Annotated in this window: 20 protein-coding genes and 1 pseudogene; 2 read left to right on the forward strand and 19 right to left on the reverse strand. The window is 41.7% G+C overall.

Annotated elements, in window-relative coordinates; translation table 11 throughout:
• Nucleotides 1–157: 157 nt before the first annotated feature.
• Genes ACIY19_RS02020 through ACIY19_RS02030 form a run of 3 tightly spaced genes read right to left on the reverse strand, consistent with a single transcriptional unit; the run spans nt 158 to nt 2,589 of the window.
• Nucleotides 158–1,492, reverse strand: coding sequence for a GHKL domain-containing protein (locus ACIY19_RS02020; RefSeq protein ID WP_112444772.1), 1,335 nt, complete (start codon nt 1,490–1,492; stop codon nt 158–160).
• 3 nt (nt 1,493–1,495) lie between these two features.
• A complete protein-coding gene (locus ACIY19_RS02025; RefSeq protein ID WP_112444770.1) occupies nt 1,496–2,245 on the reverse strand; it encodes a response regulator transcription factor in 750 nt (249 codons plus the stop codon).
• On the reverse strand, nt 2,242–2,589 hold the full coding sequence (locus ACIY19_RS02030; protein WP_112444768.1) for a LytTR family DNA-binding domain-containing protein: 348 nt from the start codon (nt 2,587–2,589) through the stop codon (nt 2,242–2,244). The genes ACIY19_RS02025 and ACIY19_RS02030 overlap by 4 nt, the downstream gene beginning before the upstream one ends.
• 183 nt (nt 2,590–2,772) lie before the next feature.
• On the opposite strand from ACIY19_RS02030, the gene ACIY19_RS02035 reads away from it, so the two are divergent.
• Nucleotides 2,773–3,159, forward strand: a complete 387-nt coding sequence (locus tag ACIY19_RS02035) for a hypothetical protein (RefSeq protein ID WP_240149763.1) — start codon at nt 2,773–2,775, stop codon at nt 3,157–3,159.
• A 143-nt stretch (nt 3,160–3,302) separates the two neighbouring features.
• Here the strand turns inward: ACIY19_RS02035 and ACIY19_RS02040 are convergent, their stop codons facing one another.
• From ACIY19_RS02040 to ACIY19_RS02070, 7 genes are all read right to left on the reverse strand, one after another.
• Complete coding sequence (locus tag ACIY19_RS02040; RefSeq protein ID WP_409002563.1) at nt 3,303–4,787, reverse strand: ABC transporter substrate-binding protein; 1,485 nt, start codon at nt 4,785–4,787, stop codon at nt 3,303–3,305.
• Between the two features lie 254 nt (nt 4,788–5,041).
• Nucleotides 5,042–5,965, reverse strand: coding sequence for a carbohydrate ABC transporter permease (locus ACIY19_RS02045; RefSeq protein ID WP_000818351.1), 924 nt, complete (start codon nt 5,963–5,965; stop codon nt 5,042–5,044).
• 13 nt (nt 5,966–5,978) lie between these two features.
• Nucleotides 5,979–6,908, reverse strand: a complete 930-nt coding sequence (locus ACIY19_RS02050) for a sugar ABC transporter permease (protein WP_020899962.1) — start codon at nt 6,906–6,908, stop codon at nt 5,979–5,981.
• 207 nt (nt 6,909–7,115) lie between these two features.
• On the reverse strand, nt 7,116–8,996 hold the full coding sequence (locus ACIY19_RS02055) for a beta-N-acetylhexosaminidase (protein ID WP_409002564.1): 1,881 nt from the start codon (nt 8,994–8,996) through the stop codon (nt 7,116–7,118).
• Nucleotides 8,990–9,859, reverse strand: coding sequence for an ROK family protein (locus tag ACIY19_RS02060; protein WP_409002601.1), 870 nt, complete (start codon nt 9,857–9,859; stop codon nt 8,990–8,992). Before ACIY19_RS02060 ends, ACIY19_RS02055 begins: the two co-directional genes overlap by 7 nt.
• An 83-nt stretch (nt 9,860–9,942) precedes the next feature.
• The gene (locus ACIY19_RS02065; RefSeq protein ID WP_409002565.1) at nt 9,943–12,588 is read right to left on the reverse strand and encodes an alpha-mannosidase; all 2,646 of its coding nucleotides are present in this window, start codon (nt 12,586–12,588) and stop codon (nt 9,943–9,945) included.
• A gap of 210 nt (nt 12,589–12,798) precedes the next feature.
• Nucleotides 12,799–14,079, reverse strand: a complete 1,281-nt coding sequence (locus ACIY19_RS02070) for a glycoside hydrolase family 125 protein (protein WP_000640496.1) — start codon at nt 14,077–14,079, stop codon at nt 12,799–12,801.
• Nucleotides 14,080–14,249: 170 nt separating this feature from the next.
• Between ACIY19_RS02070 and ACIY19_RS02075 the strand changes: the two are divergent.
• Nucleotides 14,250–16,019: pseudogene (locus tag ACIY19_RS02075) on the forward strand (GH92 family glycosyl hydrolase); the annotation flags it as partial.
• 608 nt (nt 16,020–16,627) lie between these two features.
• Here the strand turns inward: ACIY19_RS02075 and adcA are convergent.
• The 9 genes from adcA to dltA form a co-directional block, all read right to left on the reverse strand.
• A complete protein-coding gene (gene adcA / locus ACIY19_RS02080) occupies nt 16,628–18,133 on the reverse strand; it encodes a zinc ABC transporter substrate-binding lipoprotein AdcA (RefSeq protein WP_409002566.1) in 1,506 nt (501 codons plus the stop codon).
• Between the two features lie 9 nt (nt 18,134–18,142).
• Nucleotides 18,143–18,949: a metal ABC transporter permease gene (locus tag ACIY19_RS02085; protein ID WP_044021562.1), complete on the reverse strand. Its 807-nt coding sequence runs from the start codon at nt 18,947–18,949 to the stop codon at nt 18,143–18,145.
• Nucleotides 18,942–19,646 carry a metal ABC transporter ATP-binding protein gene (locus ACIY19_RS02090; protein ID WP_409002567.1) on the reverse strand — a complete coding sequence of 235 codons (705 nt, stop codon included), beginning with the start codon at nt 19,644–19,646 and terminating at the stop codon, nt 18,942–18,944. Before ACIY19_RS02090 ends, ACIY19_RS02085 begins: the two co-directional genes overlap by 8 nt.
• The gene (gene adcR / locus ACIY19_RS02095) at nt 19,646–20,086 is read right to left on the reverse strand and encodes a zinc-dependent transcriptional regulator AdcR (protein ID WP_409002568.1); all 441 of its coding nucleotides are present in this window, start codon (nt 20,084–20,086) and stop codon (nt 19,646–19,648) included. The genes ACIY19_RS02090 and adcR overlap by 1 nt, the downstream gene beginning before the upstream one ends.
• 147 nt (nt 20,087–20,233) lie before the next feature.
• The gene (nt5e, locus tag ACIY19_RS02100; protein ID WP_409002569.1) at nt 20,234–22,294 is read right to left on the reverse strand and encodes a cell surface ecto-5'-nucleotidase Nt5e; all 2,061 of its coding nucleotides are present in this window, start codon (nt 22,292–22,294) and stop codon (nt 20,234–20,236) included.
• A 142-nt stretch (nt 22,295–22,436) separates the two neighbouring features.
• Nucleotides 22,437–23,705 (reverse strand): D-alanyl-lipoteichoic acid biosynthesis protein DltD, encoded by a 1,269-nt coding sequence (gene dltD, locus ACIY19_RS02105; protein WP_409002570.1) that lies wholly within the window; start codon nt 23,703–23,705, stop codon nt 22,437–22,439.
• On the reverse strand, nt 23,698–23,937 hold the full coding sequence (gene dltC / locus ACIY19_RS02110; protein WP_000351973.1) for a D-alanine--poly(phosphoribitol) ligase subunit DltC: 240 nt from the start codon (nt 23,935–23,937) through the stop codon (nt 23,698–23,700). Before dltC ends, dltD begins: the two co-directional genes overlap by 8 nt.
• 13 nt (nt 23,938–23,950) lie before the next feature.
• Nucleotides 23,951–25,195, reverse strand: coding sequence for a D-alanyl-lipoteichoic acid biosynthesis protein DltB (gene dltB / locus ACIY19_RS02115; protein ID WP_409002571.1), 1,245 nt, complete (start codon nt 25,193–25,195; stop codon nt 23,951–23,953).
• Nucleotides 25,192–26,742, reverse strand: coding sequence for a D-alanine--poly(phosphoribitol) ligase subunit DltA (dltA, locus tag ACIY19_RS02120; protein ID WP_409002572.1), 1,551 nt, complete (start codon nt 26,740–26,742; stop codon nt 25,192–25,194). Before dltA ends, dltB begins: the two co-directional genes overlap by 4 nt.
• Nucleotides 26,743–26,748 lie beyond the last annotated feature (6 nt).

Here is a 26,748-nt window from a genome sequence, read left to right on the forward strand (position 1 = left end):
ATGGGACTTTTTTTCTATACAAAAATAGGCTCCATAATATCTATAGAGGATTTACCCACTACAAATATTATAGAGCCTAATATCAGATTTCAAAATGACTGATACTATGCGTTTTATCATGAAAAGATTATAGAAGATACAAGTCACCCATCCCCACCTATACTTCTATCTCTAAGACTTGTTTAAATCTAAAATTAGAACTTGTAGTTTTTAGAATGATATTTGGGTATTTTGTCAAAATACTATTAACATTAGACAAACCAACTCCTCTATTCTGCCCTTTAGACGACATTCCTCTCTCAAATATTTTTGTAACATCAATCTCTCTATCTAGGGTCGGATTTTGGATAATTAAAACTTGCTTATTATTTCTCATATCTTCAAAAAAACAAACACTTAGAGGTTCCTCGACAGTGGCGCTTGCAGCGGCCTCTATCGCGTTATCTAACAATATAGAAACAACTGTTAAAAAATCAATTTCCTCAATCTTTTTGATAACGATTGGTTTTTCTATTTCCAAAGAAACTGGCACTAGTAAACTCTGAGCCTCGGATAATTTTGAGATTAATAAACTCTTCAAGGATAAATCCTCTATATTTCTCAATCTCACTACATCAAATTTTGTATCTTTTAAATTTTTCCCTGAGTCTTTCAAGACACTGTCATAAATTTGAGCAACTAAATCAATATCTTTTCGGTCTATTCCTATCTTTAAACTTGTTAAGATATTTGCATAATCATGCCTAAAGCTTCTAACCTCTTGATAAAGTCCTTCTACTTGTTTACTATAGCTCTTAAGATTTTGAAGTTGAATCTCTTTTTGAAGTACTAAATCTTTTTGCAATTCCTCACGTACATTTCTATCCAGTATATTGACAAAATAGATAAATAAAAAGAAATAGATTGCAGTTATAGCTCCTTGATAATGATTTATAGATAAGTTCAAGATTTTTTTAATATAACCAATAAAAGGAACCAAGATAAAATAACCCAACATTGCAGCATTAGCAATCCTCATTATTTGAGCTAAATGTTTATCCAACACTTTACTTCTTAGATAGCTAAAATCATACTGAAAAACTTTTATTATAAGCAAAGATAGGAGACTTGCTAAAATTGAGAAAATGGTAGCATCGTAATAAACATATATGTCTGTTAAACTAGCAAAATTAGGAATAATAAAATCAACAAAAAAATCATAGATGATCGACCAAAATGTGATAGGAAACAGAGCATAAAAAAGTGTCGATAGCAGACTGTATTTCTTTTTATCCAACAACAATGTATAGATAATAAAAAAGATGGGATAATCTAGTACTGTAATAACAACAGGGATATAGAACATCTTAATCAAGGTTAAAAGTAAAAACTCTAATAAAAAATAGAAAAACAATAACTCTAAAGATCTCTTTATAGTCAATTGATAGCCATAAATTTTTGCATGAAGAAATAAAAGTATGTAAAAATTCAAAGATACTAACACAAAAGACATTTACTACTCCTTACTATCATGTAAATCTTTAACTATATTCAGCAATGCCCTCATTTTTAACCTAGATACTAGGCAACTTGACCCGTTCTTCAAATAGACTAGTTTTTCTTCCTTATCTATTGAAGAGATATTATAAGGATTCACAATAAAAGAGCGATGACACTGAACCAATCTTGGTTCTTGCTTCAATATATCAGAAATTTTACCATAAAACTCTATTCTTTCTCTCATAGAATAAAGAACTAGCTTATGAGGAATCATTGACGTTTCTATATAAAGCAAATCCGAAAACGGAACCTGAACGAGTGCTTTAGAATTTGTAAACACAAAAGAATCTTCAGTCATTAGTTGATGTTTATTCTTGTGAACATAAGCGATTGCTTTTTCCACACGTTCCCTAAAAGCACTTTCAGGTAATTCCTTATCAATAAAATCTAAAGCTGATACTTGATATTGAAAACTAACAGGCATAAATTCTGAATGAGTTGTTACAAAAACAATGACTGCATTTGGATCTCTATCTCTGATTTCCAAAGCAATATCTAACCCTTTTCTAACATCGTTTTTAATTTCAATATCCAAAAAGAAAAGTTGATGACCTCCACGTTCCATCATATCTTCTAACAATTGATTTGGTTTACCATAAACACCACAGTGCTTTACTTCCCAACAATTCTTCTCTAAAATATCATACACCAGATTTTCCATCCTAGTCTGCTGTATAAAATCATCCTCTAATATAAAGATATTCATTTCTCGTCTCCTTTAGTATTTAACCATCTTTCTTTTACAGTTTTAAAATATCTTCTAGAGCAGATAATATCTGATACTCTTTCATCCATAAATAAAATAGTCTTCGTTTCATACTTCAATCCTATTACTTTGGATAAGTTAACAAGAAACTTTCTATGACACCTGAACAATTTACCCAGACTCATTTCCTCAACTCTAGCTAGGCTCATATACTTCTCAAATACTCCATCAGCTGTAATAAAAATAACAGCATGTGCCTTCGTAGGATGTGTTGTCACATAGTAAACCTTAGAATGAGGCACTTTAACAACTGCTCTACCTTGGCTTAAAATATATTCTTGCATATTTTTCCTCCTTACTCTCCTATATCATATCAAAACTAGTATCCTATGATGGAAAAAATCTTAAAAGGTATCTGAGTTATCATAAATGGTTATTTTTCAACATTTCATGCTAACAGTTATACAATCTAAGATTTCGACATCTTCTATCGGATATTTTTGATATGATAGAGTAAGAGGAGAAATATGGATACCATTCAAATTCTACATTTTTCATTATTAGGATATATCATCACAAGTGACATCAATTCTTATATTAAAGAAAACTTATCAACAAAAACGAGAATTATAGCTTCTAGGCGTATCATCTATTCCTATAACACTACTACCTATTTTATCATAAAATCAATGTTTTTATCTTCAGATACAATGTATTCTTATATAGAAGATATGCGACTCCGTTCTGAATTTGCCAACATTATTATCATAGGAAGTTACATTGATTATGATAAACTTTTCCGTAATCATTACAGAATATTCGGTGTCATTGATACAGCTAGAAATCATTCTTTACAATCTATACAACAAGAAATTCACTCATATTTAGATAGTATTTATAACAACCTGAAATAAATTAGGTTTGATAGTCTTTATACATTTCCTCAGCATACATGGCTTCAAAAACTTTCAAAAAATCACTACCTCCCCTAGAGAACTAGGGAAGGCAGTGATCACATTTTTAGGAATTAGGAATGAATACACGAAATCAATCAATCTTATGATTTTTTGTTTTTCAAGAATTCGTCATATTGTTTTTGCATTTCGTTCAATACTTTTTCGTAGGCACCTTCAGATTTCAATTTTTCCATCAATTCTGGAATAGCTTTATCTGGGTCTACAGTACCAGTGTTGATAGCTGTATCGAATTGTTGCATAGTGTTAGTGATAGCTGAGATTTCAGATTTCACGTTGTCAGTGTTGAAGATGAATCCAAGCGCTGGAGATTCTTTTGCAGTTTCCAAGTCTTTCTTAGATTGTGCAATTTGTTCATCTGTAACGTTTTCGTTAATGTAAAGGATCCAGTTGTTACCAGTGTTCCATCCTGACATGTGAGTGTTTCCTTTGTATCCATCAAGGACTTTAACACGGTTTTCTTTACCTGCAACTTTTTCCCAGTTCTTGCCTTCTGGACCGTAAACAAGACCGTTCAAGAGTTCTGGGTTCGTGTTCAAGAGGTTCAACACTTCCATTGATTTTTCTTTGTTCTTAGAGTTGTTTGAGATAACAAAGTTGGCAACTTGTGTTGTTTGGTTTTTCTTGATAAAGTTAGTGATTGGTTTGATTTGGATGTCTTTGTTAGCAACGCGTGAGAGCAAGCTGTTACCGTAGTCAGCTGGTCCTACTGTTTCTTCACGAACGAACCAAGTATCTTGTTGAAGGTCAAATGAAGTGTCGCTTGTTGCTACGTCTTTTGGAATGTATCCAGCTTCATAGAATTTGTGAAGAGTCTTCAAATGTTCTTTGAAACGAGGCACTTCGTAACGGTTTACAATCTTAGTAGTGTCTCCTTCAAGGTCGATAACAAATGGAAGTCCGTTTGGTACTGGGTAGTCAAAGTTATCAGATGGGATAAAGTTCTTCGTAACCGCAAATGGTACTACGTCTGGAGCTTTTTCTTTGATTTGTTTCAAGACTGGCTCAAGTGTTTCGTATGAAGTGACACCTGAAATATCGATACCGTATTTAGCAAGAAGAGTTCCGTTGAAGGCAAAGTTTTGAGATGATGCAACGTTAGCTGCAACTGGTACTGCATAGATCTTACCGTTTACAGTGTTCCCTTTGATGTAAGCTGGGTCAAGTGCTTTGTAAAGCTCTGCTCCTTCTTTTTTATACAATTCTGTCAAGTCAGCATAAGCACCTTTTTGAGCATTTACGACATAGTTAGATGCAAATGCGATATCATAGTTTTCACCAGATGATGTGATAACTGACATTTTCTTATCATAGTCACCCCATCCGAGGTATTGGATATCCAATTTAGCACCGACTTTTTCTTCGATGATTTTGTTTGCATTTTCTAGCAATTCATCCAAGTTGTCTGGTTTGTCACCGATTTGGTACATTTTGATTACAGGTTTTTCACCTGAAGCAGTATCAGCAGCTTTTTTGTTATTACCTGTAAGGTTTCCACAAGCAGCAAGACCAGCAGCCAAAGCGACTACGCTAGCAGATGCAAAAGCATATTTTTTCCAGTTTTTCATGATAAAAACTCCTTTTTTTATTTTTAAACTTATAAACAATGTAATGATCTTATACTCAATGAAAATCAAAGAGCAAACTAGGAAACTAGCCGCAGGCTGCTCAAAACACTGTTTTGAGGTTGTAGATGAAACTGACGAAGTCAGTAATCATACCTACGGCAAGGCGACGTTGACGCGGTTTGAAGAGATTTTCGAAGAGTATTAACTTCACGCAAGGGAAGTTTGGAAACGAGAAATGTTCTTCTCAACAAGCACTATTCTTTCACGCCACCGATAGTCAAACCTTTTACAAAGTAGCGTTGGAAGAATGGATACAGAATCGCGATTGGAAGGGTTGCGACCACAACCATGGCCATACGTCCTGTTTCTTTTGGTAGAGCAACTCCCAGTTGACCAGATAGGCCGACTGCTTTGGCGATGTAGTCCATATTTTGTTGGATTTGCATGAGCAAATATTGCAATGGGTACAAGTTGTCACTCTTGATATAAAGTAGGGCGTTGAACCAGTCATTCCAGAAACCAAGAGCTGTTAAGAGCGTGATGGTTGCGATACCTGGTAGTGACAATGGCAAACAAATTTGGAAGAAGATCCGGGCTTCACTGGCACCATCGATACGAGCGGATTCAAGAATGGCTTCTGGGATGGTCTTCTTGAAGAAGGAACGCATCAAGATGATGTTAAACGGAGAGAGAAGCATTGGAACAATCAAGGCCCAAACTGTATCACCAAGTTGAAGCAAACGAGTGACCACGATATAGCCTGGTACCAAACCAGCGTTGAACAACATACTAAGAAGGGCAAAAATCGTAAAGAATCTGCGATACTTAAAGGTTGTCCGTGAGATGGCGTAGGCATAGGTTGTTGTGATAAAAACGTTTGTGATAGTCCCCACCACTGTTACAAAGACTGATATGAAGAGGGCTTGGAGGATTTTATCCTTAAACTGTGCCAAAAATTCAAAACCGTCTAAACCGAATTGGGATGGGAAGAAGCTATATCCATTTTGGAGGATACTCTTTTCATCTGTCACCGAAATAACAATAACGAATACAAAGGGTAGGATACAAGAAAGGGCAATCAAACCAGAAATGGTACTGAAGAAGATATCTGCTTTCTTACTGAAGGAGTGAATTCCGACATTATCAATTTTTTCTTTTTTAATTTTCTTTTCTGCCATATTCTCCTCCTTTCTAGAACAAGGCTGAGTTTGGATCAACTCGTCTTGCAAGTAAGTTTGATAGGATAACCAGAATCAAACCGACAACTGATTGGTAGAGACCTGCTGCTGAAGCCATCCCGATATCCGCTGTCTGAGTCAAGCCATTATATACATATACGTCCAAGACATTGGTTACGTTATAAAGCTGACCAGCATTGTGGGGGATTTGGTAGAAAAGACCGAAGTCTGCACGGAAGATATTTCCGACTGCAAGGATGGTCAATACGGTTACCAGCGGTGTCAACTGCGGAATGGTTACATTGCGAATCCGTTGCCATTTGCTGGCTCCATCCACTGTCGCTGCTTCGTAGTAGGTTGGATCAATTCCCATGATTGTAGCATAGTACATGACACTGCTATATCCAAAACCTTTCCAAATACCTAGGAAAAGTAGGAGATATGGCCAAATACCCAAGTCAGCGTAGAAGTTGATTTCTTTGAGACCAAGAGTTTCCAATAAATGGTTGAACACCCCTTTATCAATGTTTAGAAAGGCATCTGTAAAGAAACTGATGATAACCCAAGACAAGAAGTAAGGGAACAACATGGAAGTTTGGAAGATCTTAACCATTCTCTTAGAACGGAGTTCACTGAGGATAATGGCAATCCCTACAGATACAATCAAGCCAATAAAGATAAAGCCAAGATTGTAGAGGACAGTATTTCGTGTGATAATAAAAGCGTCTTTTGAACTAAACAAGAATCTGAAGTTATCGAGTCCGACCCATTTACTATTCATGATACTATCTATGAAACCATTACTGGTCATGTGGTAGTCTTTGAAGGCAACCACGTTCCCAAATACTGGAATGTAGAAGAATAGAATCAACCAGAGTGCCCCTGGTAAAACCATCAAGAGAAAGATCCAATTGTCTCTCAAGGTTTTTGAAAACTTATTCATAATTTCCTCCCTTTTTTATTTTGATATCCATCTAAAAATTCCTTTTTAGACTTTTGATAACGATTACATTATTAGTATATTCCTATTTGCAGGTTAGGTTAAACTACTAATTATAGAAAAAACTCCACAAATTATTTTATGTGGAGTACTTTTGAAGAAAGGGATGTTTCACGGGAAACACTCTGAACAAGGGCACTGTTCTTGTTTTTAAGTTGTATAAATGGTTGAAGCTGTAGCAATGGTATGCCACTGGTTGGCTGTTGTGGCTGCGAAGTCCTTGTCTGCGTAGAAGTCTGTAAATGGCAGAATTTCCACTTCTAACTCATCGATGCGGTCAATCTGACCAGCCAGATAAGCTTCGATACGGCTTTCTGCTCGCTTAATGCGTTGCAAGAGTCCACCCATGCGGATATCGACCGTATCCAAGCCAAAGACCTTGTTTTCTTTCAGCCATTGGTGGCTAAAGAGGGCATGGAAGTCTTCAATTTGGCTTCTGAGTTCTGGTAATTCTTGTCTGGCGATTTCTTGCAGACTTCCTTTATCATCTGCTTGGTAAGCCTGACGAATGCGTCGTCCCACATCGACTTTGCTACTTAAAATGGCATTCAACTGAGTCTGAGTTTCAAAGAGGTAGGCATAGTTGCCAGCTTTTTCTTTAATGTCAGCAAGAATCTCAGCTGCCTGATCGAAGTGCGGTTTGTCCTGTTCAGGTGTCATGTGCTGATCAAGGAGCGGACAGAGAATATCCTGATAAAAGACATAGCGGTTAGGATTGATGCCACTGAGATTGCCTGGTAGGTCTGGCAAGAGGTTGGCAAGGTCAATCTGCATAAAGTCCTCAACTGATAGACCTGTATTAGTCTTGAAATGATCAGACAAACGGTCTAGATCATTGCGGTAGCTGAGTTCTGCCCAGATTTGCAAGCTTGGGAGAATAGAGAACTGGGCAGTTTCCCCACCATTGTCCCCCCAGCCCGTCACAATGACTTCTTTGATCTGATTGGCACGGCAGGCCTTGTTCGCTTCAAGAGCGATGAGACAGCTGAAATGGTTATTGGGTGTAAAACCGATCCATTTCCAAGCACCACCTGCAAAGGCAAGGTCATGGCTAATCTTGTGATGGTTGCGGAAGTTGCGATTGTATTTTTCCTCGCTATCCTGATAATAGTCCCAGTAAACCAAGGTCACACGATCTTTGAGACGGTCTAGGTAGACACGAGTTTCCTCTGGAATTTCCACATCACGGTCGTACTGCCCATCTACTGACATAAGTTTAAAGAACATATCGCTCCACATCTGGCAGTGGAAACCATATTTGTCTGCAATATCCAGCACGCGCTCCAAGTGTTGGCACATGAGGAGACTACGATCCACAACACCGTTGAGAATCAAGTAGCGTCCCAAACCAACCAAGTGGGCTTCGTCCATCCCGATATTGACCTTGCGAGTCTTCAGTTTAGACAGAGTGGCAAACATGCCATCAATCAGGTCATAAACCTTTTCTTCGCCGATAAGGAGGATATCCTCCACATCACGGAGCTCCTGAACTTCTTTGACACCCCATTTAACAAAGGCTGACAAGTGGGCCAAGGTCTGGATACAAGGCACAAAGGTCATGTCAAACTGCTGGGCATAAGCTTCGATTTCCTGCAACTCCTCAGCCGAATAAGCCCCGCGGAAATAACCAAAGTAAGGTTGCCCCTCGATTTGATAAGTGTCTTCCATATAAAGCTCAAAGGTTGAGTAGCCCATGAGAGCCAAGACCTCAATCATCTGCTTAGCAGAAGCCACATTCAGCACCGCATTTCGCGAACAGTCAGCCATGTAGGCTAAATCTTCGTAAGTTGCCTGCTCCTCAATCTCTACCTTGTCACCTTCTGCTAGAGCTGTTACCAACAAGGACAAGGCACGATAGAGTTGGTGAGGTTTGTCATAAGTTAATTGATAGTGACCATCCTCACCCTTGATAGAGATAGAAGCTTGGTCAGATTGAGCGACTGCCACTTCTACATCTGGCAGAGAGATATGCTTTGTCAGCAAGTCGATTGCCTGAGTTTGTTTGGAATTAATTCCTGTAAATCTTACCATTGGTTTTCCTCCTGCAACCAGTTGACAAGGGCCCCGTAGAGATTAGCATCTGCATGATAGGTGCAGGCTTGGATGATGGGCGCAATCGTGTATTCTTCGTAGGTCTCGACAAAGTTATCAACAGCCTTCTTGACACCTTGAATAAAATCTGAATTTTGACTGATAGAGCCTCCCAAACTAATGACATCTGGGTCGATGAGATACTGGATATTAAGCAAACCTTGAGCCAGATTACGATTCATGCGCTCAATCGCTTCTTGACAAAGAGCATTGCCAGCTGCGGCCTCTTGGTAAATCTTGCGTCCGTCCCAGTCAGTCTGACCAGATTTTTCAATCACGTATCGAACCATATTTCCAGTTGACGCTAGTTGCGACCAGTTGTTGAGTTTTTCAGCAGGTGCAATGGTTGTCATATAGCCAAACTCTCCCCCCAAGCCATGACGACCTCGGTGAAGCTTGCCATTGATAATCATGGCCCCACCAATCCCTGTCCCAATAACGACACAGGCTGCATTTTCAATCTCTGGGTGAGCCAGCAGTTCACTAAGTCCAACGCAGTTAGCATCATTTTCCAGATGGACAGGAATCTGATAAGAACTAAGCGCCTCATACCAAGAAAATCCGTGGATGTAGGGCACCCCACTGAAGCCATCAATCACACCTGTCTCTTGATTGACCGCGCCTGGAACGCTCATAGCAATCCCACTGTAATCCTGCTCTGACAAACGTTGATCTAGCCAAGCTAGTAAGTCCTCCAAGTTTTCAGGCGTTGGAATGCTTGTCTTATCTAGTATTTTCCCATCAGGAGTCAGACTGGCAAACTTAATCCCAGTCCCTCCGATATCAATCGTTGCAATGGTCATTGTTTTTACCATAAAAAGGGGCGAATCAGCAGTTAGTCCTTACTTTTTCGCCCCTCCTTTCTTTTTATGTTTACTTTTTGAAATTAAATTTCTTCTTTTTTGATCAATTCTGTACGAATCTCTTGTGGTGAAATGAGACCTCTATGAACTGGGTATGGTCGTTCAAGTAGGTCAAGGAAGAGATGTTGACTTTCTGGTACACGTACATTTTCACTACACATATTGTAGTAGCGAAGAACATAGCCTTCTTCATTTTCAGCTACCTTAAAGGCTGTTGGACAGATTTGCGGTATGCTGAGAACAGAATGGCTCAAGAGGCTACCAGTCGCAGCCACGCTACCCTCTTGTTTTGCAACTTGAAGGCTGGTAAACGGTGTCTGCAAGGCTTTAGCACGACGGAAAGCTGAGAAACGTTCTTGGGCTTGGTGGCACTCAAGCGCAAACTCGACTTCAAACTCACGCAAGCATTGAGCTTCTGGTGTTGGGAAGTAGCCCCAGTCACCCAGCTCACCTGAGGCACGCAAAATAGTCACTGCAATGGTGTCGTCCCCAAGGATTTCGTATTCATTCAATCCCTTGTTGGATACAGTCACCCCTTTTTCATCATCATACAGACTGACAAAGGCCTGTTGGTGTTGAGGATTTTCAGGATTTTCCCATGAAGCAGCTGGTTTGTTTGGTCGTGTCACCACCTCATAGATACTTTCAGAATCATTGCTTGGACGCGTGTTGTGAGTCTTGACCAAGAGACGGATACGATGGTCTTTGGCAGTGTTGGTAAAGCGAGTCTTGCAACGAATTTGTGGATTGTCAACAAAGACAGTCAACTCAGTTTCAAGAGGAATGCTTGTCAATTCTTCTGAACGTCCAGCCTCACGCTTCATAAACTCGATAATGCCTTTTTGCTCTTCTTCTAGTTTTTCATCGCCACTGACAGGCACGGTCAATTCATGTTTGAGCAAAATCTTAGCGTAGCGAGCTGTGTTTTCCAAGACCTCGTAGCCCTTAAGCTCTGCATAGATTGGCTCTGTTCCTTTTGGTTGGAAATAGATATACTCGTTTCCGATGTCACCACGGTCTTCGAAGCGGATAAAATCTTCATAGGCCTCGTGAGTTGTCTTGTCATAGACTGTGATATTGTCATCCACACTCACCGTTACAAATGGCGTATCAATCACTCCATTTTGGTAAATACCGTCGCGGTGTTCTTGTTCTCCTTCCAGCAATTGGAAGGTTGTCCAAGAAAGTGGCGCTAGGTGAACTGGAATTGTCACGCGCACTTGTCGAGCGATACGAGCTTGGCGGAACTTGTCTTTTGGTAAATCGTACTCAAAATTAGCTCCGAGGTCTTCGATTTTAGCCTCTACAGGACGCCCATCCAAGTCCTCCACACGGTAGCTTGGCAAGGTTAAGGCAGTCATCTTCTTGTAACCTTCTGTTGGGTGCAATTCCTTGAAATCACAAGTCGCAACATCAATCACTGTGCTGACCGTATCAACCTTATCATGCAAGCCTGTGTTAATGACAGTAAAGAGATAATCACTTTGAGCCTTAGCTGTAGCGATTTTACCCTTCCATTCGTTAAGAAGATTGCTCTTAACAAAGTTTCCTACTTGGTTGACCTTGGCAAAACGAGTTTCCATCTCGCGGTGAACTTCGTCCACGCTACAGCCACAGATACTATCATGTGGCGCATTCTGCAAAAGTGTTTTCCAAGCATAGGTCAACTGGTCCTTGTGGTTATGACCCCCAGTGATAATCGTCAAGGGTTCTACAACTTGCTCTAGGAGGTTGCTATTTTCTTGGAAGGCTTGTTTGAGATAAATACGAGATGAAGAAGTGTTGGCAAGTGTGTACCAGCCGTCTGTTTCCTGACTGGTCAACTCACCTGTAACCGTTGATAATTGCTCTGGTAGGGCACTTTCCACGGCTTGGACATATTCATCAAAAGAACTATGAACAAAGGTTACATCTGGGAAGAGTTCATTTGCCACACGAATGGCTTCGCTCAGATTTTTCTGTACAGGTTGGTGGTCACATCCGTTCATCATCAACCATTGGTTGGTCGAAGCATAGTCACGCACGTCTGCCAGTTTTTGTTTCCAGAAGGTCAAAGCCTCGTCTTTATCAACTGGAATTTCGTTCCCATTACTGTACCAGTTGGCAAAGAGAATCCCGAGGACACGACTACCATCCGCACCCTGCCAGTACATTTCTGAAAACTGGGAAGTGAACTGCTCATCTTCGAGGACTTGGTTGTCAAATCCAATCGGCTTCACACCACGACCAAAAGCGGCCACGTGAATGCCTGATTTTTGAAGGATTTGAGGCGCTTGCCCCATATTTCCAAAGGTATCTGGGAAGTAACCAACCTGAGTTGATTTGCCCCATTTTGCAGCCTCCTGCTGACCGATAAGAGTATTTCGGACATTGGCTTCACTTGAAATCAAGTAGTCATCTTGCAAGATGTAAAAAGGACCAATTTTAAGTTTGCCTTCGTCAATGTAGCGCTGAACTTTGTCGCGATTTTCAGGGCGAATCTCCAAGTAGTCATCAAGGACAATGGTTTGACCATCCAAGTGGAAGCTCTTGAACTCAGGGTCATTTTCAAAGAGATCAAAGAGATTGTCAAATAATTCCACCAACTGCATACGGTGGCTTTCAAAAGGCAAGTACCACTCACGATCCCAGTGACTATGTGAGATAATATGTACGACAACATTTTCCATGAAGTAAAACCTCATTCTAAATTTAAATTTTTATTGTTAACGTTTTTGGATGTAAGATTTGCTCAATCAAATTCAACAAATCACCAACAGTTTAACTCTAAATAGTTTATTTATCAAGAATTTAACTATGATTTGAGATGAAATTTGAAAGAAGTAAATATTTAGCTACTTTGTCTTAGTAAATTGACTAAAAACAAGTAAAATCCTAGATTAACGGATATCCAAGTAATCCAAAACCAATTCACAGAACATCATGTTGGCCCAAGAGAACCATTCACGAGAGTAGAGAGTTGGGTCGTCCACGTGGAAGCTTTCGTGCATAACACCTGTGCCACCATCGCAGGCAACGAGCTGATCGAGTAAGAATTTCTTCTCTGCCTTATCTCTTGTTGTCAAGCCTTGGATAGAAAGGGCAATGGGCCAGATATAGCGATAGAAGGTATGAGAACTTCCGAGACCGCTAGCGTATTCTCCTTGGTAGAAGTATGGATTTTCAGAGCTCAGAATGGTACGGCGTGTGGCTTGATACACTTCGTCTTCAATGTCGCAATAGCCCAGATAAGGCGCCGCCAATAAACTTGGTACATTTGGGTCATCCATGATGCTAGCATTCCCTAAACCATCCACTTCAAAGGCGTAAACCTTTTCACCCTTGCTGTTAGTGGTGTAGGCATAATTTTCGATGCCTTCTTGGATTTCAGACTGGAGACGCTCAGCGTCTGTCATGATGTTTTGGCTATCAGCCAAGTTTAATTCTGCAAAGATCTCTTGCACATACCCCAAGACAACTACTGCAAACATATTGGACGGAATCAAGTAGCTATACTGGCAGCAGTCATCACTCGGTCGGAAAGCTGACCAGGTCATACCTGTCACTGCAAAGTCAGGTCCAAAGCCATCATTTACCAGAGTATCTTCCTTACGGTCTGTATCTCGAATAAAGCGATATGGAGAGTTCTTGTGATCTTGCTCTACCGTCCAGAGGTGAAGAATTTCCTTGGTCGCTGCAACAAAAGTCTCATCAAACTGACTGGTCTCGCCAGTCTCTTTCCAAAGGAGATAAGCCAGCTGCAAAGGATAGCAAAGCGAGTCCACCTCATACTTGCGTTCCCAAATCCAGCCATTAAGGTCGGTATGGTCAGTCTCGTGGTGGCCCTTCCAATTCTCCTCAATGTTAAAAGAGTTGGCATAAGGATCCTTGAGAATCAAAGTCATCTGACGCTTGACCAAACCTGCAATGGTCTGACGCAAGAGAGGATCTTTTTTTGCCACATGCAGGTAGGGTCTAAGTTGGGCTGTCGAATCCCGAAGCCACATGGCAGGAATATCCCCTGTGAGTACAAAGGTTGAACCATCTTCTAGGATCTCAACCGTATTGTCCAAGGTGTCTGTATAGCAACGCTCAAAGACATCCACCCACTCCGGATGGTCCTTAGCCCGCTCTGCTACTTCATCCAGCCATTCTCTAACAATTTCTTTCGAATAAATCATCGTGCAGTTTCCTCTTTCAAACAAGTTTCATTTTCAGTATATAGCTTTTGAGACAGAAAATACATACACAAATGATAGTCATTTTTCTACAAAATAGTTATCTTTGAAACCCCTTTTCTAAAGGCTATCTTTTTCTGATATAATGTAGAAAAACAGCTAAAGGAAAGACTATGAAACCACTACTTGAAACCATCGATACCCGCTTTGGAACTGCCAGCAAGCATGCCTTTTCTCGGGGAAATACCCTGCCATACACAGGCGTTCCTTTTGGGATGAATTACTTTGTACCCCAGACCAGTGACCAGGAGGGCTCTTGGTTTTTTGATCCACATCTGCCTATCTTTCAGGGGATTCGATTAACCCACCAGCCCAGTCCTTGGATTGGAGACTACTCTTGGCTCCTTCTGACACCTGTCACAGGCCAACTGGGTGGAGACAGCCTCTTTCACCGCCAATCTTCCTATGACATAGATAAGGCCTCTTTCCAACCTCATTATCTGAAGATTTTCTCCCTGCGCTATCAGATTGAAACCCAGCTCACACCGACTTGCTACGGTGCTTCTATTCGTTTGGAGCAAAAGCAAGGCAAAGCCCTCTCCCTCTACCTTCACGCAGCAGATGACCTAACAATTGAGCAGGTAGATAAGCGGACTCTGGCCCTGCGACAAGAAGGAAAAACTGAAACCAACAAAAATCCGCTGATATTCTTCACTGCCCTGCAAATGAATACAGATATCCTTGCTGTCAGCCAAGAAGGCGAAGACTGGCGAATCGACCTAGCAAGTAGCCAAACCGAAATTCAGCTAGCCACTTCTTTCATCTCTCCTTCTCAAGCACTGCTTAATCTACCTCAAGAAGATTTTGATAGCTGTAAAGCAAATGCCCAAGCGGACTGGGAAAATCTCCTCCATCGTTTTGACATTATAAAGACAGGAGAGGCTGACAGAATCTTCTTTGATCACTGCCTTTACAGACTCTTCCTATTTCCTCAAACTTTTTATGAGGTTAATAAATCAGGGCACGCTATCCACAAGGATCTGACTACTGGAACTGTCAAGTCTGGTGTCCTCTTCAGCAACAATGGTTTCTGGGATACCTTCCGTACCACCTTCCCCCTCTTTGCCCTTATCATACCGGAACACTACCACCGCTTCTTAGAAGGATTTCTCAATAGCTACCGCGATACTGGTTTCCTTCCAAAATGGCTAGCCCCAGATGAACGTGGTATGATGCCAGGTACCCTTTTAGACAGCATTATCGCAGATAGCGCCTGCAAGGACATGACTCCCGACTTAGAAGAAGAACTCCTCCAAGCCATGCTGGAGACAGCCACTAAGTCCGACCCTCTCGGCATCAACGGTCGCCACGGTTTGGCACAATACCAAGAATTAGGTTATCTCTCTACCGACCACCACGAAAGTGTCAGTCACACCCTTGACTATGCCTATAGTGACTTTTGTATCGCCAGCTGTGCCGAAAAGCTTGGTCAGAATGACATCGCGGAAACTTATAGAACTTCGTCACAAAATTACCACCATCTATTTGACACTGCGACGGGCTACATGCGTGCGCGAGATAGCCAAGGCAACTTCCGCCCCGACTTCTCTCCTTATAGTTGGGGACGCGACTACGCCGAATGCTCTGCCATTCAAGCGACCTTAGGCGTCCTCCACGACATCCCAGGCTTAATCCAGCTTATGGGTGGAAAGGAAACCTTTAGCCACTATCTTTTGAAAGCCTGTCAAGATGCTCCCCTCTTTGAGACGACTGGCTATGGTTACGAGATTCACGAGATGAGCGAGATGGCTACCGCTCCTTTTGGGCAAATCGCCATTTCCAACCAGCCTAGCTTCCACATTCCTTATCTCTTCCGCTACAGCGACTACCCTAACTATACCGCTCTTCTCATCAAGACGCTACGTCAGAAGACCTTTCACCCTCAGCTGGCTACCAAATCACTCCTAACCAAAAGAACCTTTGCATCGCGCAAAGGTTCTTCTTTTATGAAACTTGGACTTGAAGTTGATGCACAAGCTGACTCTCTACAGTTATCCACAACTTGTGGATAAGAAAACATGCCTAAAAACTAGTTTCTCCAAAATCCAGCTCTTAGACTTGGAAGCCTTCACGCTAAACACACCTTTGTCAAATGGCTCTGTACTAGGGTTTCTACTAAATTTCCAGAAATTCACTAACATACGGAACTATTTTCAGGATGCTTCATCGCCCTGAGTTGTATGTCATTTTCCCCTAGACTTATCCACAGACTGTGAATAAACTATTGTTCCAGACTGCTCTCTCCTTGACTATAACAAAAAGCGATAGCAGCGTCAATATGACTAAGCTCCCTTCCTAAATCCCCTGAAAAGATTCTATAATTTGTACAATCGTAGCTTTTGCATTCGCCAGCTAGTGAGAAGCAGCCAGTAGAAAATGACTGCCTTATCACATTGTGAACAGCACAACTGTGGTACTATAACGCCCACAGCCTACTCAGATAATCGTTTCCAGCAAAAAATCCCGCAGATTTGCGGGATTCTATCTTGCATCAATGTGCCAACATTTCTTGGGCAATTTCTTGGCCAGATAGATTATCTGGATAGTAGGTTGGCCAGTTATCCATTTCTTCAAAGAGGGCTTCTTGGCTTGTTCCTCCAAAGAAGATATGGAAATGTTCTGCCTTAACTGGGGCGATATTGTGGTCACTAAACTGAACATACTTGAATTGTCCAGCATCAGCATCTGTCGCTTCAAAAAGGAAGCGCACGCCACGATTGCCTTTCTTGTAAGTCAAGATTTTCTTGCCGACATACTTGTAGGTATATTTCTTGCTTTGACCACCTTGAACAAATTCCATGGTGTTATCAGTGATATTAATCTTAGTCACATCTGTCTGATAGCCTTTTGTATAGTAGTCCTTGTACTCAGCCTGTGTCATCTTACCAGTCAACTTAGCCTTGTAGTCAAACACTTGATCAAAAGTACCATCTTCAAGGAAAGGATAAACTGATTGCCAATTACCTGCATAGTCACTCAAGGTGCGGTCCTTGACAGCTGCATCCTCGAAGTAACCATTTTGGACTGTCTTGGTATCCTCTGCCTTTTCAGGCTCGATTGCTGGGCCTTCTTGGTCCGTTGTTTGTTTTAGAGCCTTGAGGTTTTTCTCCATCACGGAGATGTAATTTTCTCCAGCCTTGGTGTCCTCTTCTGTCAGACTTTCTAAAGGATTGAGGACATCTGTTTTGACACCTGCTTCTTTTGAAAGTGTATTAGCAAGGGCCTGTGAGGCATTTTCTTCAAAGTAGATATAGGCAATTTTATTTTTCTTGACGTACTCTGTCAATTCTGCCAAACGAGCTGCTGATGGCTCTGCATCTGGAGAAAGTCCTGAGATTGCGACTTGTTTGAGCCCATAGTCCAAGGCAAGGTAGTTAAAGGCTGCGTGTTGAGTCACAAAGCTCTTTTGTTTGGCTTGAGACAAGCCTTCTGCATAAGCCTTATCCAAGGCTTGCAATTTTTCGATATAGGCAGCAGCATTCTTCTCAAAGGTCTCTTTTTTATCAGGATAATCTGCTGATAAGCTATCACGGATATGCTCTACTAGTTTAATGGCACGAACTGGTGATAACCAAACATGGGGATCGAACTCATGGTGATGACCTTCTTCTCCATGGTCATGCTCTCCCTCTTCTTCCTCGCTACCTGGTAAGAGCAACATATCACCTGTCGCCTTGATGGTTTTCACTTTTTTCTTATCCAAGGATTCTAACAATTTTGGAACCCAAGTTTCCATGTTTTCATTTTCATAGACAAAGGTATCTGCATCTTGGATTTTGGCAACTGCCTTGGCAGACGGTTCATACTCATGGGGTTCTGTACCAGCACCGATTAGAAGTTCTACATTAGCAGTATCTCCTGCGACTTGCTTGGTAAATTCGTAGACAGGGTAAAAGGTTGTCACGATATTTAGTTTCCCATCTGCCTGTTTTTGATTGGAACAAGCCACTAAAAACAGGGCACATAGACTAGCCAGTAGTAAGCTCAGTTTTTTCATTTCATTCTCCTATTTGATAAAACGTTTCAGTAGACTGACTAACAAAAAGACAGCTACAAAGATAATGGTGATACTAGCGCTGGCAGGTGTTTCCGCATAGTAGGAAATATAGAGACCTGCCACCATTCCCAAAAAGCCAATAGCGCTGGCTAGTAACATAACGGATTTGAAGTTTTTCCCCAGACGAAGGGCAATGCTAGCTGGCAAGACCATAATGGTCGACACCAAAAGGGCTCCTGCAGCTGGAATCATAAGGGCAATGGCCACCCCTGTCACCATGTTAAAGAGGATAGACATGGTCCGCACTGGAAGTCCATCTACAAAAGCCGTGTCCTCATCGAAGGTCAGGATATACATTGGTCGCAAGAATAAGAAAGTCAAGAGTAAAACGACCGCCGCAATGGCAAAGAGGAACATCACCTGCTCCTGGCTAATAGTCACAATAGACCCAAAGAGATACTGGTCTAAACTCATGGAGCTCGAACTTTTGCCCTTACTCATCACGATAAGAGACACTGCAAGTCCTGTTGACATGAGGATGGCAGTCCCGATTTCCATAAAGTTCTTATAGACCGTCCGGAGATACTCTAGAAAGACCGCAGCGATTAAGACAATAGCAATGGTTGAAATAGTTGGAGAAATCCCCAAAACCAGACCAAAGGCTACCCCTGATAGAGAAACGTGACTGAGGGTATCGCTCATGAGACTCTGACGACGTAAGATAAGGAAGGTCCCAAGAACTGGAGAAAAGAGACTCATGGCAATGACCGCCAAGAAGGCACGCTGCATAAAGTCATAAGATAACAAACTAAGCATGGTTCACCTCCTGGTCGCTTTCGTGAACGTTGAAACAACGCCACGGTGAGTCTTGGTTACGGACTAGATGAATATTGCGATCCGCATAGTCCTTGACCTCCTCAGGGTCATGGGTAATCATCAAAACAGCCTTGCCATGATGGTGGGCACTGTGGTGCATGAGTTCGTAAAATTCATTTTTGCTTCCAGCATCCATCCCTGTTGTCGGCTCATCCAAGACAAAGATATCTGGGTCAGAAGCAAACATCCGAGCAATCACTGCTCGTTGCTTTTGCCCACCCGAGAGTGAGCCAATTCGTTTGTCACGATGTTCCCACATACCAACCGAGTCTAGACTGGCCTTGATATGTTCCTCATCATGAGCATTCAAGCGACGGAACCAGCCCTTTCGAGGATAGCGACCCGACTTGACAAATTCATAAACCGTACTCGGAAAACCAGCATTAAAACTGGCAATCTGCTGGGGAAGATAAGCGATCCTAAGTTTTTTCCCATGAGTATTTGTCTTTGAGATGGTTACCTTGCCAAATCTTGGCTGCAAGATGCCCAGACTAGCCTTGATAAGCGTTGTCTTGGCAGCTCCATTTTCACCAGTCAAGGTGACAAACTCCCCACTATCAACACTGTAGTTGATATGTTCGAGAACAGGTTCCTTGTCATAATAGAAAGACAAGTCCTCTACTGTAATATACCGCATTATTTAATTTCTCCTACTAAAGCAGTTAAAAACCGCTGGATAACTTCTTGTTCATTTGGAGTAAACTGACTTGCCACTTGTTCATAGGCTAAGAGCGTCTGTTCATGATGGTGGTGGTGTTCCTTTGCCACCGGTCGAGCTAGGTCTGTCAGTTGATAAAAGATCACACGCGCATCCTTTGGGTCTCTCGATGTCTCTAACATTCCTTCTTTGACCAAAGACTTGATAGCCTTGGTCACTGCTGCCTGACTGACATTGAGACGACGGGCTAGCTCCGAGTTGGTTAGGGATTCTTCCGACAAGAGCATGAGGATGTGTTCCTGAGTGTTGGTCAAGACTACGTCACTCGTGCAATGCCCAATCAGAATTTCATGCTGGTTCTCAGATCTCAAGATCACCTCGTTTAAAAAGTTATCGATTTCCTGTGCAAGCTGTCTCATGTGTTACTCCTTCCCAAGCTATCCTTTCGTAAAAAATAGAGATAGCCACCGATTCTTTACTGGTTAATTATATCATAAACCAAAAAAGAGTCAAGGGAAAAAGGCGTAAAAACGTTTCCCTAGACTCTTCTAGATGTAAAATTTAACCTATTTTTGCTTTGGTTTTCGACTCGATAAGATACCTGCCAAACCAGCTACCATTCCCATCAAGAGCAAGAAGATGGACTGTTCACTTCCTGTATTTGGGAGGGCTTTTTCTGAGACAACTGCCTTCTTGCTAAATTGCCCCGCCACCTCATAAGTCAATGGCACATTTGTAGTCGCATCGTTAGCAGCTGCATTCGTTTGAGGCGTTTCTACTGGCAGACTAAAGTTTTTAGAATCCACAGAAATCGTCCGTGAGTTCGGATTGATCTTTTCATACTGAGTCAAATCAGCGGTTTTAAGATACTCTTCAAAGGCTGCATCCATAGAAGGACCTTCTTCTCGCGCACCACCTAACATCGTGTAGCCATCACCACCTGCAGCTAAGAAATCATTAGTTGCAAGGTAGTAAGTTTTTGCGAGGTCCAGAAGATCATAACGACCAGTCGCACGGTTTTTGACCTGGATGGCCAAGACACGTTTTCCTGATGGTAGATTAGTATCATAGTAGACCTTCACACCTGAAACTTGCAAGAAGCCACCACTTGGTTCTAGCAATGGTTGCCCGTTCTCATCCAAGACCTTCTTGCCATCCTTATCGACCTGCAAGATAGATCCGAGTGATTTTTCAAACATATCCAAGACTTGTTGCCCAGTCACTTGAATTTGTGAGATGGTATTTCCAAATGGAAGAACGGCAATGACATTTCCTTTAGTGATCGGTTTGCCTTTTGCAATAGTTTCACGCAAGCCACCGCCATTTGTCACAGCGATGTCAGTCGGACGGCTAAATCCTGTTTGACCATACTGATAGAGCGAGTCTGCTACGACGTTTCCGAGGTTAGTTTCACGAACCCGAACATTTTCACGATCTCCGTTGAGTTCTACAGGGCTGTTTGAAACGACTTCAACCGCATTTTCAGCATCGTATTTTTGTTTAATGTCTTTGACTAGTTTTTCAACTGTAGGATTAGCTGGTAATTTTTTAGCATCAGCAGCCGGAATCTGAGTTGGATTGCCCAAAAGCTGACGTGATTTGTAGGTGATTTTCCCTACATTATGAAGGTAGCTTCCTGTCTGGTTATAGGTAACATTGTCTCCATAGGTCGTTGATTCTACTGTATGAGAGTGACCGTCGATTACTGTTACGCGTTTCCCTTTCAAACGAGGATTTTTAGACAAGGCTTCTGCCAAGGTTGAACCACGCCACTCGACTGGAGTTGTGGTATCTACACCCAAGTGAGCAAGCACAACATAGTGTTTGTAGTCCTTACCTTCTGCACGAGCCTTGGCTTGAACTTCTTCGATGACCTTATTGACTTCAGAGATTGGATCTGTAAAAGTTACCCCTTTAATGTTTTTAGGGTGGGTTTTTGTAGCAGTTTCAGGTGTTGTCACGCCGATTACAACAAACTCATCACCTTCCACAGTCTTATCTTTATCAACGATTGTGGAAGCTTCAAAGAGACGAGCACCATTGACGTAGGTATTTGAACTAAGTAATGGGAATTTCAAGATTTCCTTGTATTTTTTAACTTCATCAAGACCAAAGTCAAACTCATGGTTTCCTACTGCCATGGCATCATACTGCATCTGATTGAGAATTTCAGCGCGTGCTTCACCCTTAGTAGAGTTGGAAATCGGTAAACCTTGGAAAGCGTCTCCCGCGTCAACAACCAGAGTATTTTGATTTGATTTTGCACGCTCCTGCTCAATGACAGTCGCTAACTTGGCATCTCCAATTACTCCTTTTTCCTCTACAATACGACCATGGACATCATTGGTGTGTAATATAACGGTGTCCTTTTCTTCGCCTTTAGGAGATTCGGCAGGAGCTGACGGAGTTTCTGCAGGTGCAACTGCTTCTGAAGTTGCCGAAGTTGCTGAAGTTTCCGGTACCGCAGGGCTCTCAACAGGAGCTGGGGTCGCCGACGTAGCAGGAGTCGCTACGACAGCTGAACTTTCTGCAGAAGTTGTTGCTTCTTCAGCATAGACTTGTCCAGCTAAGAAGGCTGGAGCTAACAGGGCTGTCGATAAGACAGGTAATAAAGAACGTTTGTTCATTTTAAAATCCCTTTCTTTTCTTTTTCTCTTTTATATTATACGCTATTTCTAAAAATTTTGAAACTTTTGACCTATTTTCATCTTAAATATTCGCCATTTAAACAAAAAAGCTTGGGTTCAAACCCCAAACTTTTAACTCATTTTATTGGAAATCTTTGATATTCCCATCATAGGTCGCCCAGTCCTTGCTAAAGAAGCGGTCATTCATCTTGTAGTCTGGAGCTGGTTTCGGATCCGTCAAGAAAGGATTGACAACCTTATCAAAAGCCAGCCAACCTAACCATCCTAGATGAATGGTATCCTTAACAAAATAAGGGTCCCCTCCATTTTTTGAAAAATCAGCAATATTGGTAAAACCCTGACTTTCTAATTGGTAACGAATTTTCTCCACTGCATGCTGGTACATCTCTTCACTGAGCCCTGTGTACTCCATCCACTTCTTGTTAACCGGCTGAATGACAAAGAGCACATTGACATTCGACTTAGCAAATTGATTAAGGACCAGCTGCAAATCATTGTATTCAGAGGACTTGAGGAAGTTGTAATTTTTTTGATACCCTTCCCATTTTTTTAAATCCTTTTGAATCTCTCTCGTATAGAAATGATTTTCCATCCCCATATCGTTATTGGTCGTATTTGCTTCTGCATCCTTACGAACAATTTTTTCTAACTCATCATAAGAAAATTGATCCGGAAGATCTTTTAAATAGTTCTCCACATGTTCCTTGTACTTGAGTTGTCCTCGAATGGAGAATTGTCCAAAGAGAGCGGATTGCTTTTCATTGAATCGCGCAAAAATATCAATAGCAACCCGATCAACCTCTGATAATTCTTCACCCTTTGACAGTTTTTGAACAATGTCTTTTAATGAAACATTAGGATTCTGCTTTAACAATCGAATAGCCGCATGCTTTGCAGCAGTGTCACCAGATTGATTTTCCAGAAAAGCTGTCAATTGGTCACTGTTAAAAAATCTCTGAAACGCTGCGGGTTCATAATCTGTCTCCGTAAACCACTGAGGCGAAATCACAAATACAGCCTGCTTATTCTCTATTTCTGGCAAAATTTGCTGTAGACCAAAATACTGATTTAGAGAGGCTGCTCCTGCTTGACCTAAAAAGTAAGGACGATAGGGACGATGGTATTTTTCCGCTAAAACAGCTGGATGAACACTATCAAATCGAATCCATTCACTGGACCCTAGAAAAGGAATAAAACGCATATTTGGATCCGTAAGAGCCCTCACTTTTTGACTTCTCTCCTTAAAGCTCTCTGTACTAATAGAAGCCGCGGAGTATTTCTCCTCCGTCAGATTATGGCTTGTTGTACTTGGATAAAAAAAGATGAGTAGAAGAACCAAAAATCCAGCAATGAAGATAGGCCCGAAGATCAGCCACAAGCGTTTAAGCATTCTGCAACTCCGTAATACCTTCTACGATTTTATTAGCCGTATTCCAGTCATCACGACCGAACTCCGTCACTGGGACACGAATGTCAAAACGATTTTCAATCTCAACAATCAATTCAACAGTTCCCATGCTATCCAAGACACCCGCATCAAAAAGATCTTCATCCATCATGTCAGAAACATCTTCCATAAACAACTCATCAATAATTTCAATAACTTCTGATTTAATATCCATTTTTCATATCCTTTTATTTTTTAAACCATAAATCATTCAAAAATCCAGAAAAGATTAAGAATGAAACCATCACGACATGGAAGGTGACAACCATGCCAAGCAACTGAATCCAGCGATTCTCAGGTAAGGAACCCTTTCCAGCTTTTTTCCGTTCTTTATTGAGGGCTTTTTTCTTACGAACCCAAGCATCATTGATGACCAGCCCAATCCCATGAAAAAGTCCATAGGCAATGTAGTACCAGGTCACACCATGCCAAAATCCCATAATCAGCATATTGACAATATAGGCGACACTTGAAGTCACATTGCGATTCTTAAAGACCTTCTTTCTGGTCAACACCATGACCATCCGCATGAAGACGAAGTCACGGAACCAGAAAGACAGACTCATGTGCCAGCGATTCCAAAACTCTTTTAAATCCCTTGACAAAAAGGGCTTGTTAAAGTTTATCGGGCTACGAATCCCCATCAAGTTTGAGATGGCTAAGGCAAACATAGAGTAGCCCGCAAAGTCAAAGAAGAGCTCCAGACCAAAGGTGTACATGACCGCTAAAGCGTAGAGGTTAAAGAAACCACCTGTCTGCAAGGCCAAATTTTTCAGAGGAGGCAATAATGTCTCTCCTAAAATGTGAGCCAAGATAAACTTGTAGAGGAAGCCAAGCATGATATATTTGACAGCCTCTTCTAGCATATCCATCAGCTCATCTCGCTCAGGAATGGTCTCGTAATTTTCATTGAAACGTTTAAAGCGATCGATAGGACCACTCGAGAAAGTCGGCATGAAGAGGAGAAATCGGAGAAATTCCCACAAGGTGAAATCCCTAATCACCCCATCTCTCAGCTCGATGATCATCCCAACCGAACGAAAGGTCAGGTAAGAGATTCCCAAAAAGCCAAGCAAAGACTGCGTTCCATTGATAGCTGGTTGCACCTTGACAAAGATAATCGGGAGAAGGGACAGAAAACTAACTAGGTAGAAGACCCACTTGCCATCCTTACTTTTTCGATAGTGCTTGTAGAAAAGCAGGAGCAATATCTCCCAGCAAAGGTAAATACCCAAGGCAGCCAATTGATTGGTCTTTCCACCCACCAACATGGTAACAATAAAGAAGAGACTAACCAGCACTTCATACCAGGCAAAGCGTTTCTTGAAAAAGAGACCGATAAAGATGGGCAAGGTTGCAGCAATCACATAGACAAAATACTGAGGATTGCCGTATGGCTCTAAATGAGGAAGCTGTTGAAAGAACTCCATCATCTCTTATTCACCTCGTTAATCAATCCTTTGATGTCAATTTTTCCATTTGGAGTCAGTGGGAGGCTGTCCCGATAAAGGAATTTGGACGGCATCATATAGGACATCATGATATCAGTCAAGTCTTCCTTGATAGCCTTGGTAATATCAATATCCCGTTCAAACTGCTGACGGACACCGTCCTTTAGGATCACATAGGCCAGTAGATTTTGTACCTTATGGTCCTTGTTATAACGTGGGACAGCAACTGCCGACTCGATATAGCGAGACTTGTTGAGGTTTTGAGAGACATCTTCAAGCTCAATACGATAACCATTAAACTTAATCTGGAAGTCCATCCGTCCACCGTAGAGAAGCAAGCCCTCATCTGTCATAGTTCCCACATCTCCTGTGTGGTAGGCCGGAAGACCTTCGAACTCAAAGAAAGCTTCTGCCGTTTTTTCAGGATTATTCATATAGCCTTTTGAAACAGCTGGTCCAGAAACAATGATTTCTCCCTGTTCACCATTAGGAACTTTCTTCCCTTCCTCGTCAATGATAAAGGTTGGAGAATCCGCCTTAGTATAGCCGATTGGCAGGCGTTTGAGAGTCGCCAACATCTCATCTGTCACGGCAACTGCCGATAAAGCCACTGTAGCTTCTGTTGGACCGTAGGCATTGATAATACGGGCATTTGGGAAACGCTCACGCAGTTTTTGAGCTGTTTTGACAGTTAATTCTTCCCCATCAAAGTAGAAATGCGTGATTTCAGGCATTTTCTCGCTATTAAAGTCTTCTGACAACATAGCCATATCTGCAAAGGAAGGCGTCGAAGTCCAGATAGCGATGGGCAATGAAAAGATGGTCGCAAAGAGTTTTTTGAAGTCCTGAGTAATGGCTGAAGGAAGAGCGAAAAGTGTACCACCTAGTGCCAAGGTTGGCGCCCAGTACATAACAGACAGGTCAAAAGAATAAGGCGGCTGGGCCAGCATTTGTGGACGACTTGGCGTCGCAAATTCCTTGTCTGTAATCATCCAGTTGGTAAAGCTGAGGAGATTGTCATGGGAAATCTGCACTCCTTTTGGCTTACCAGTCGTCCCAGATGTAAAGATGATGTAGTAGTTGTCATCTCCTTTTACTGGATGCGTGATGGCATAGCTGGAACGTCGAGAAAAGGATTCATGGACTTGCTCTAAATTCAGCATTGGTATACTTGTCTGCTCTAATGGAAAATCTGAAATAGCAATAATCAAGCTCGGTTCTGCTACTTCTACGATAGCAGCTACCCGTTCTAAGGCTGAATGGCTATCGATGGGAATATAAGCATGACCTGACTTGGTCAGGGCCACAAAGGTAGCCAACATCTCATACTCCTGTCCGCCATAGACGACAACAGGAGATTTTTCTGGCAAATTCAACTGATCAATGGCTGCAGCCAAACTATCCGAATCAACCTTCAAATCTCCATAAGTATGCTCTCGCCCCAAAACGTTGTAAACAGGATAACTAGCTTGTGTCTGAGCAAAGTGCTCAATCGTTTCAATCATATCAACTATGGGTTTATTTGACACAATAGA

This window comes from Streptococcus sp. ST14, from assembly GCF_046098195.1.
GTDB lineage: Bacteria > Bacillota > Bacilli > Lactobacillales > Streptococcaceae > Streptococcus.

Excerpts from the sequence above, each read along its gene's own strand:
- ACIY19_RS02020 (WP_112444772.1), bottom strand. The coding sequence starts at position 1,492 with ATGTCTTTTGTGTTAGTATCTTTGAATTTTTACATACTTTTATTTCTT.
- ACIY19_RS02025 (WP_112444770.1), bottom strand. The coding sequence starts at position 2,245 with ATGAATATCTTTATATTAGAGGATGATTTTATACAGCAGACTAGGATG.
- ACIY19_RS02030 (WP_112444768.1), bottom strand. The coding sequence starts at position 2,589 with ATGCAAGAATATATTTTAAGCCAAGGTAGAGCAGTTGTTAAAGTGCCT.
- ACIY19_RS02035 (WP_240149763.1), top strand. The coding sequence starts at position 2,773 with ATGGATACCATTCAAATTCTACATTTTTCATTATTAGGATATATCATC.
- ACIY19_RS02040 (WP_409002563.1), bottom strand. The coding sequence starts at position 4,787 with ATGAAAAACTGGAAAAAATATGCTTTTGCATCTGCTAGCGTAGTCGCT.
- ACIY19_RS02045 (WP_000818351.1), bottom strand. The coding sequence starts at position 5,965 with ATGGCAGAAAAGAAAATTAAAAAAGAAAAAATTGATAATGTCGGAATT.
- ACIY19_RS02050 (WP_020899962.1), bottom strand. The coding sequence starts at position 6,908 with ATGAATAAGTTTTCAAAAACCTTGAGAGACAATTGGATCTTTCTCTTG.
- ACIY19_RS02055 (WP_409002564.1), bottom strand. The coding sequence starts at position 8,996 with ATGGTAAGATTTACAGGAATTAATTCCAAACAAACTCAGGCAATCGAC.
- ACIY19_RS02060 (WP_409002601.1), bottom strand. The coding sequence starts at position 9,859 with ATGACCATTGCAACGATTGATATCGGAGGGACTGGGATTAAGTTTGCC.
- ACIY19_RS02065 (WP_409002565.1), bottom strand. The coding sequence starts at position 12,588 with ATGGAAAATGTTGTCGTACATATTATCTCACATAGTCACTGGGATCGT.
- ACIY19_RS02070 (WP_000640496.1), bottom strand. The coding sequence starts at position 14,079 with ATGATTTATTCGAAAGAAATTGTTAGAGAATGGCTGGATGAAGTAGCA.
- adcA (WP_409002566.1), bottom strand. The coding sequence starts at position 18,133 with ATGAAAAAACTGAGCTTACTACTGGCTAGTCTATGTGCCCTGTTTTTA.
- ACIY19_RS02085 (WP_044021562.1), bottom strand. The coding sequence starts at position 18,949 with ATGCTTAGTTTGTTATCTTATGACTTTATGCAGCGTGCCTTCTTGGCG.
- ACIY19_RS02090 (WP_409002567.1), bottom strand. The coding sequence starts at position 19,646 with ATGCGGTATATTACAGTAGAGGACTTGTCTTTCTATTATGACAAGGAA.
- adcR (WP_409002568.1), bottom strand. The coding sequence starts at position 20,086 with ATGAGACAGCTTGCACAGGAAATCGATAACTTTTTAAACGAGGTGATC.
- nt5e (WP_409002569.1), bottom strand. The coding sequence starts at position 22,294 with ATGAACAAACGTTCTTTATTACCTGTCTTATCGACAGCCCTGTTAGCT.
- dltD (WP_409002570.1), bottom strand. The coding sequence starts at position 23,705 with ATGCTTAAACGCTTGTGGCTGATCTTCGGGCCTATCTTCATTGCTGGA.
- dltC (WP_000351973.1), bottom strand. The coding sequence starts at position 23,937 with ATGGATATTAAATCAGAAGTTATTGAAATTATTGATGAGTTGTTTATG.
- dltB (WP_409002571.1), bottom strand. The coding sequence starts at position 25,195 with ATGATGGAGTTCTTTCAACAGCTTCCTCATTTAGAGCCATACGGCAAT.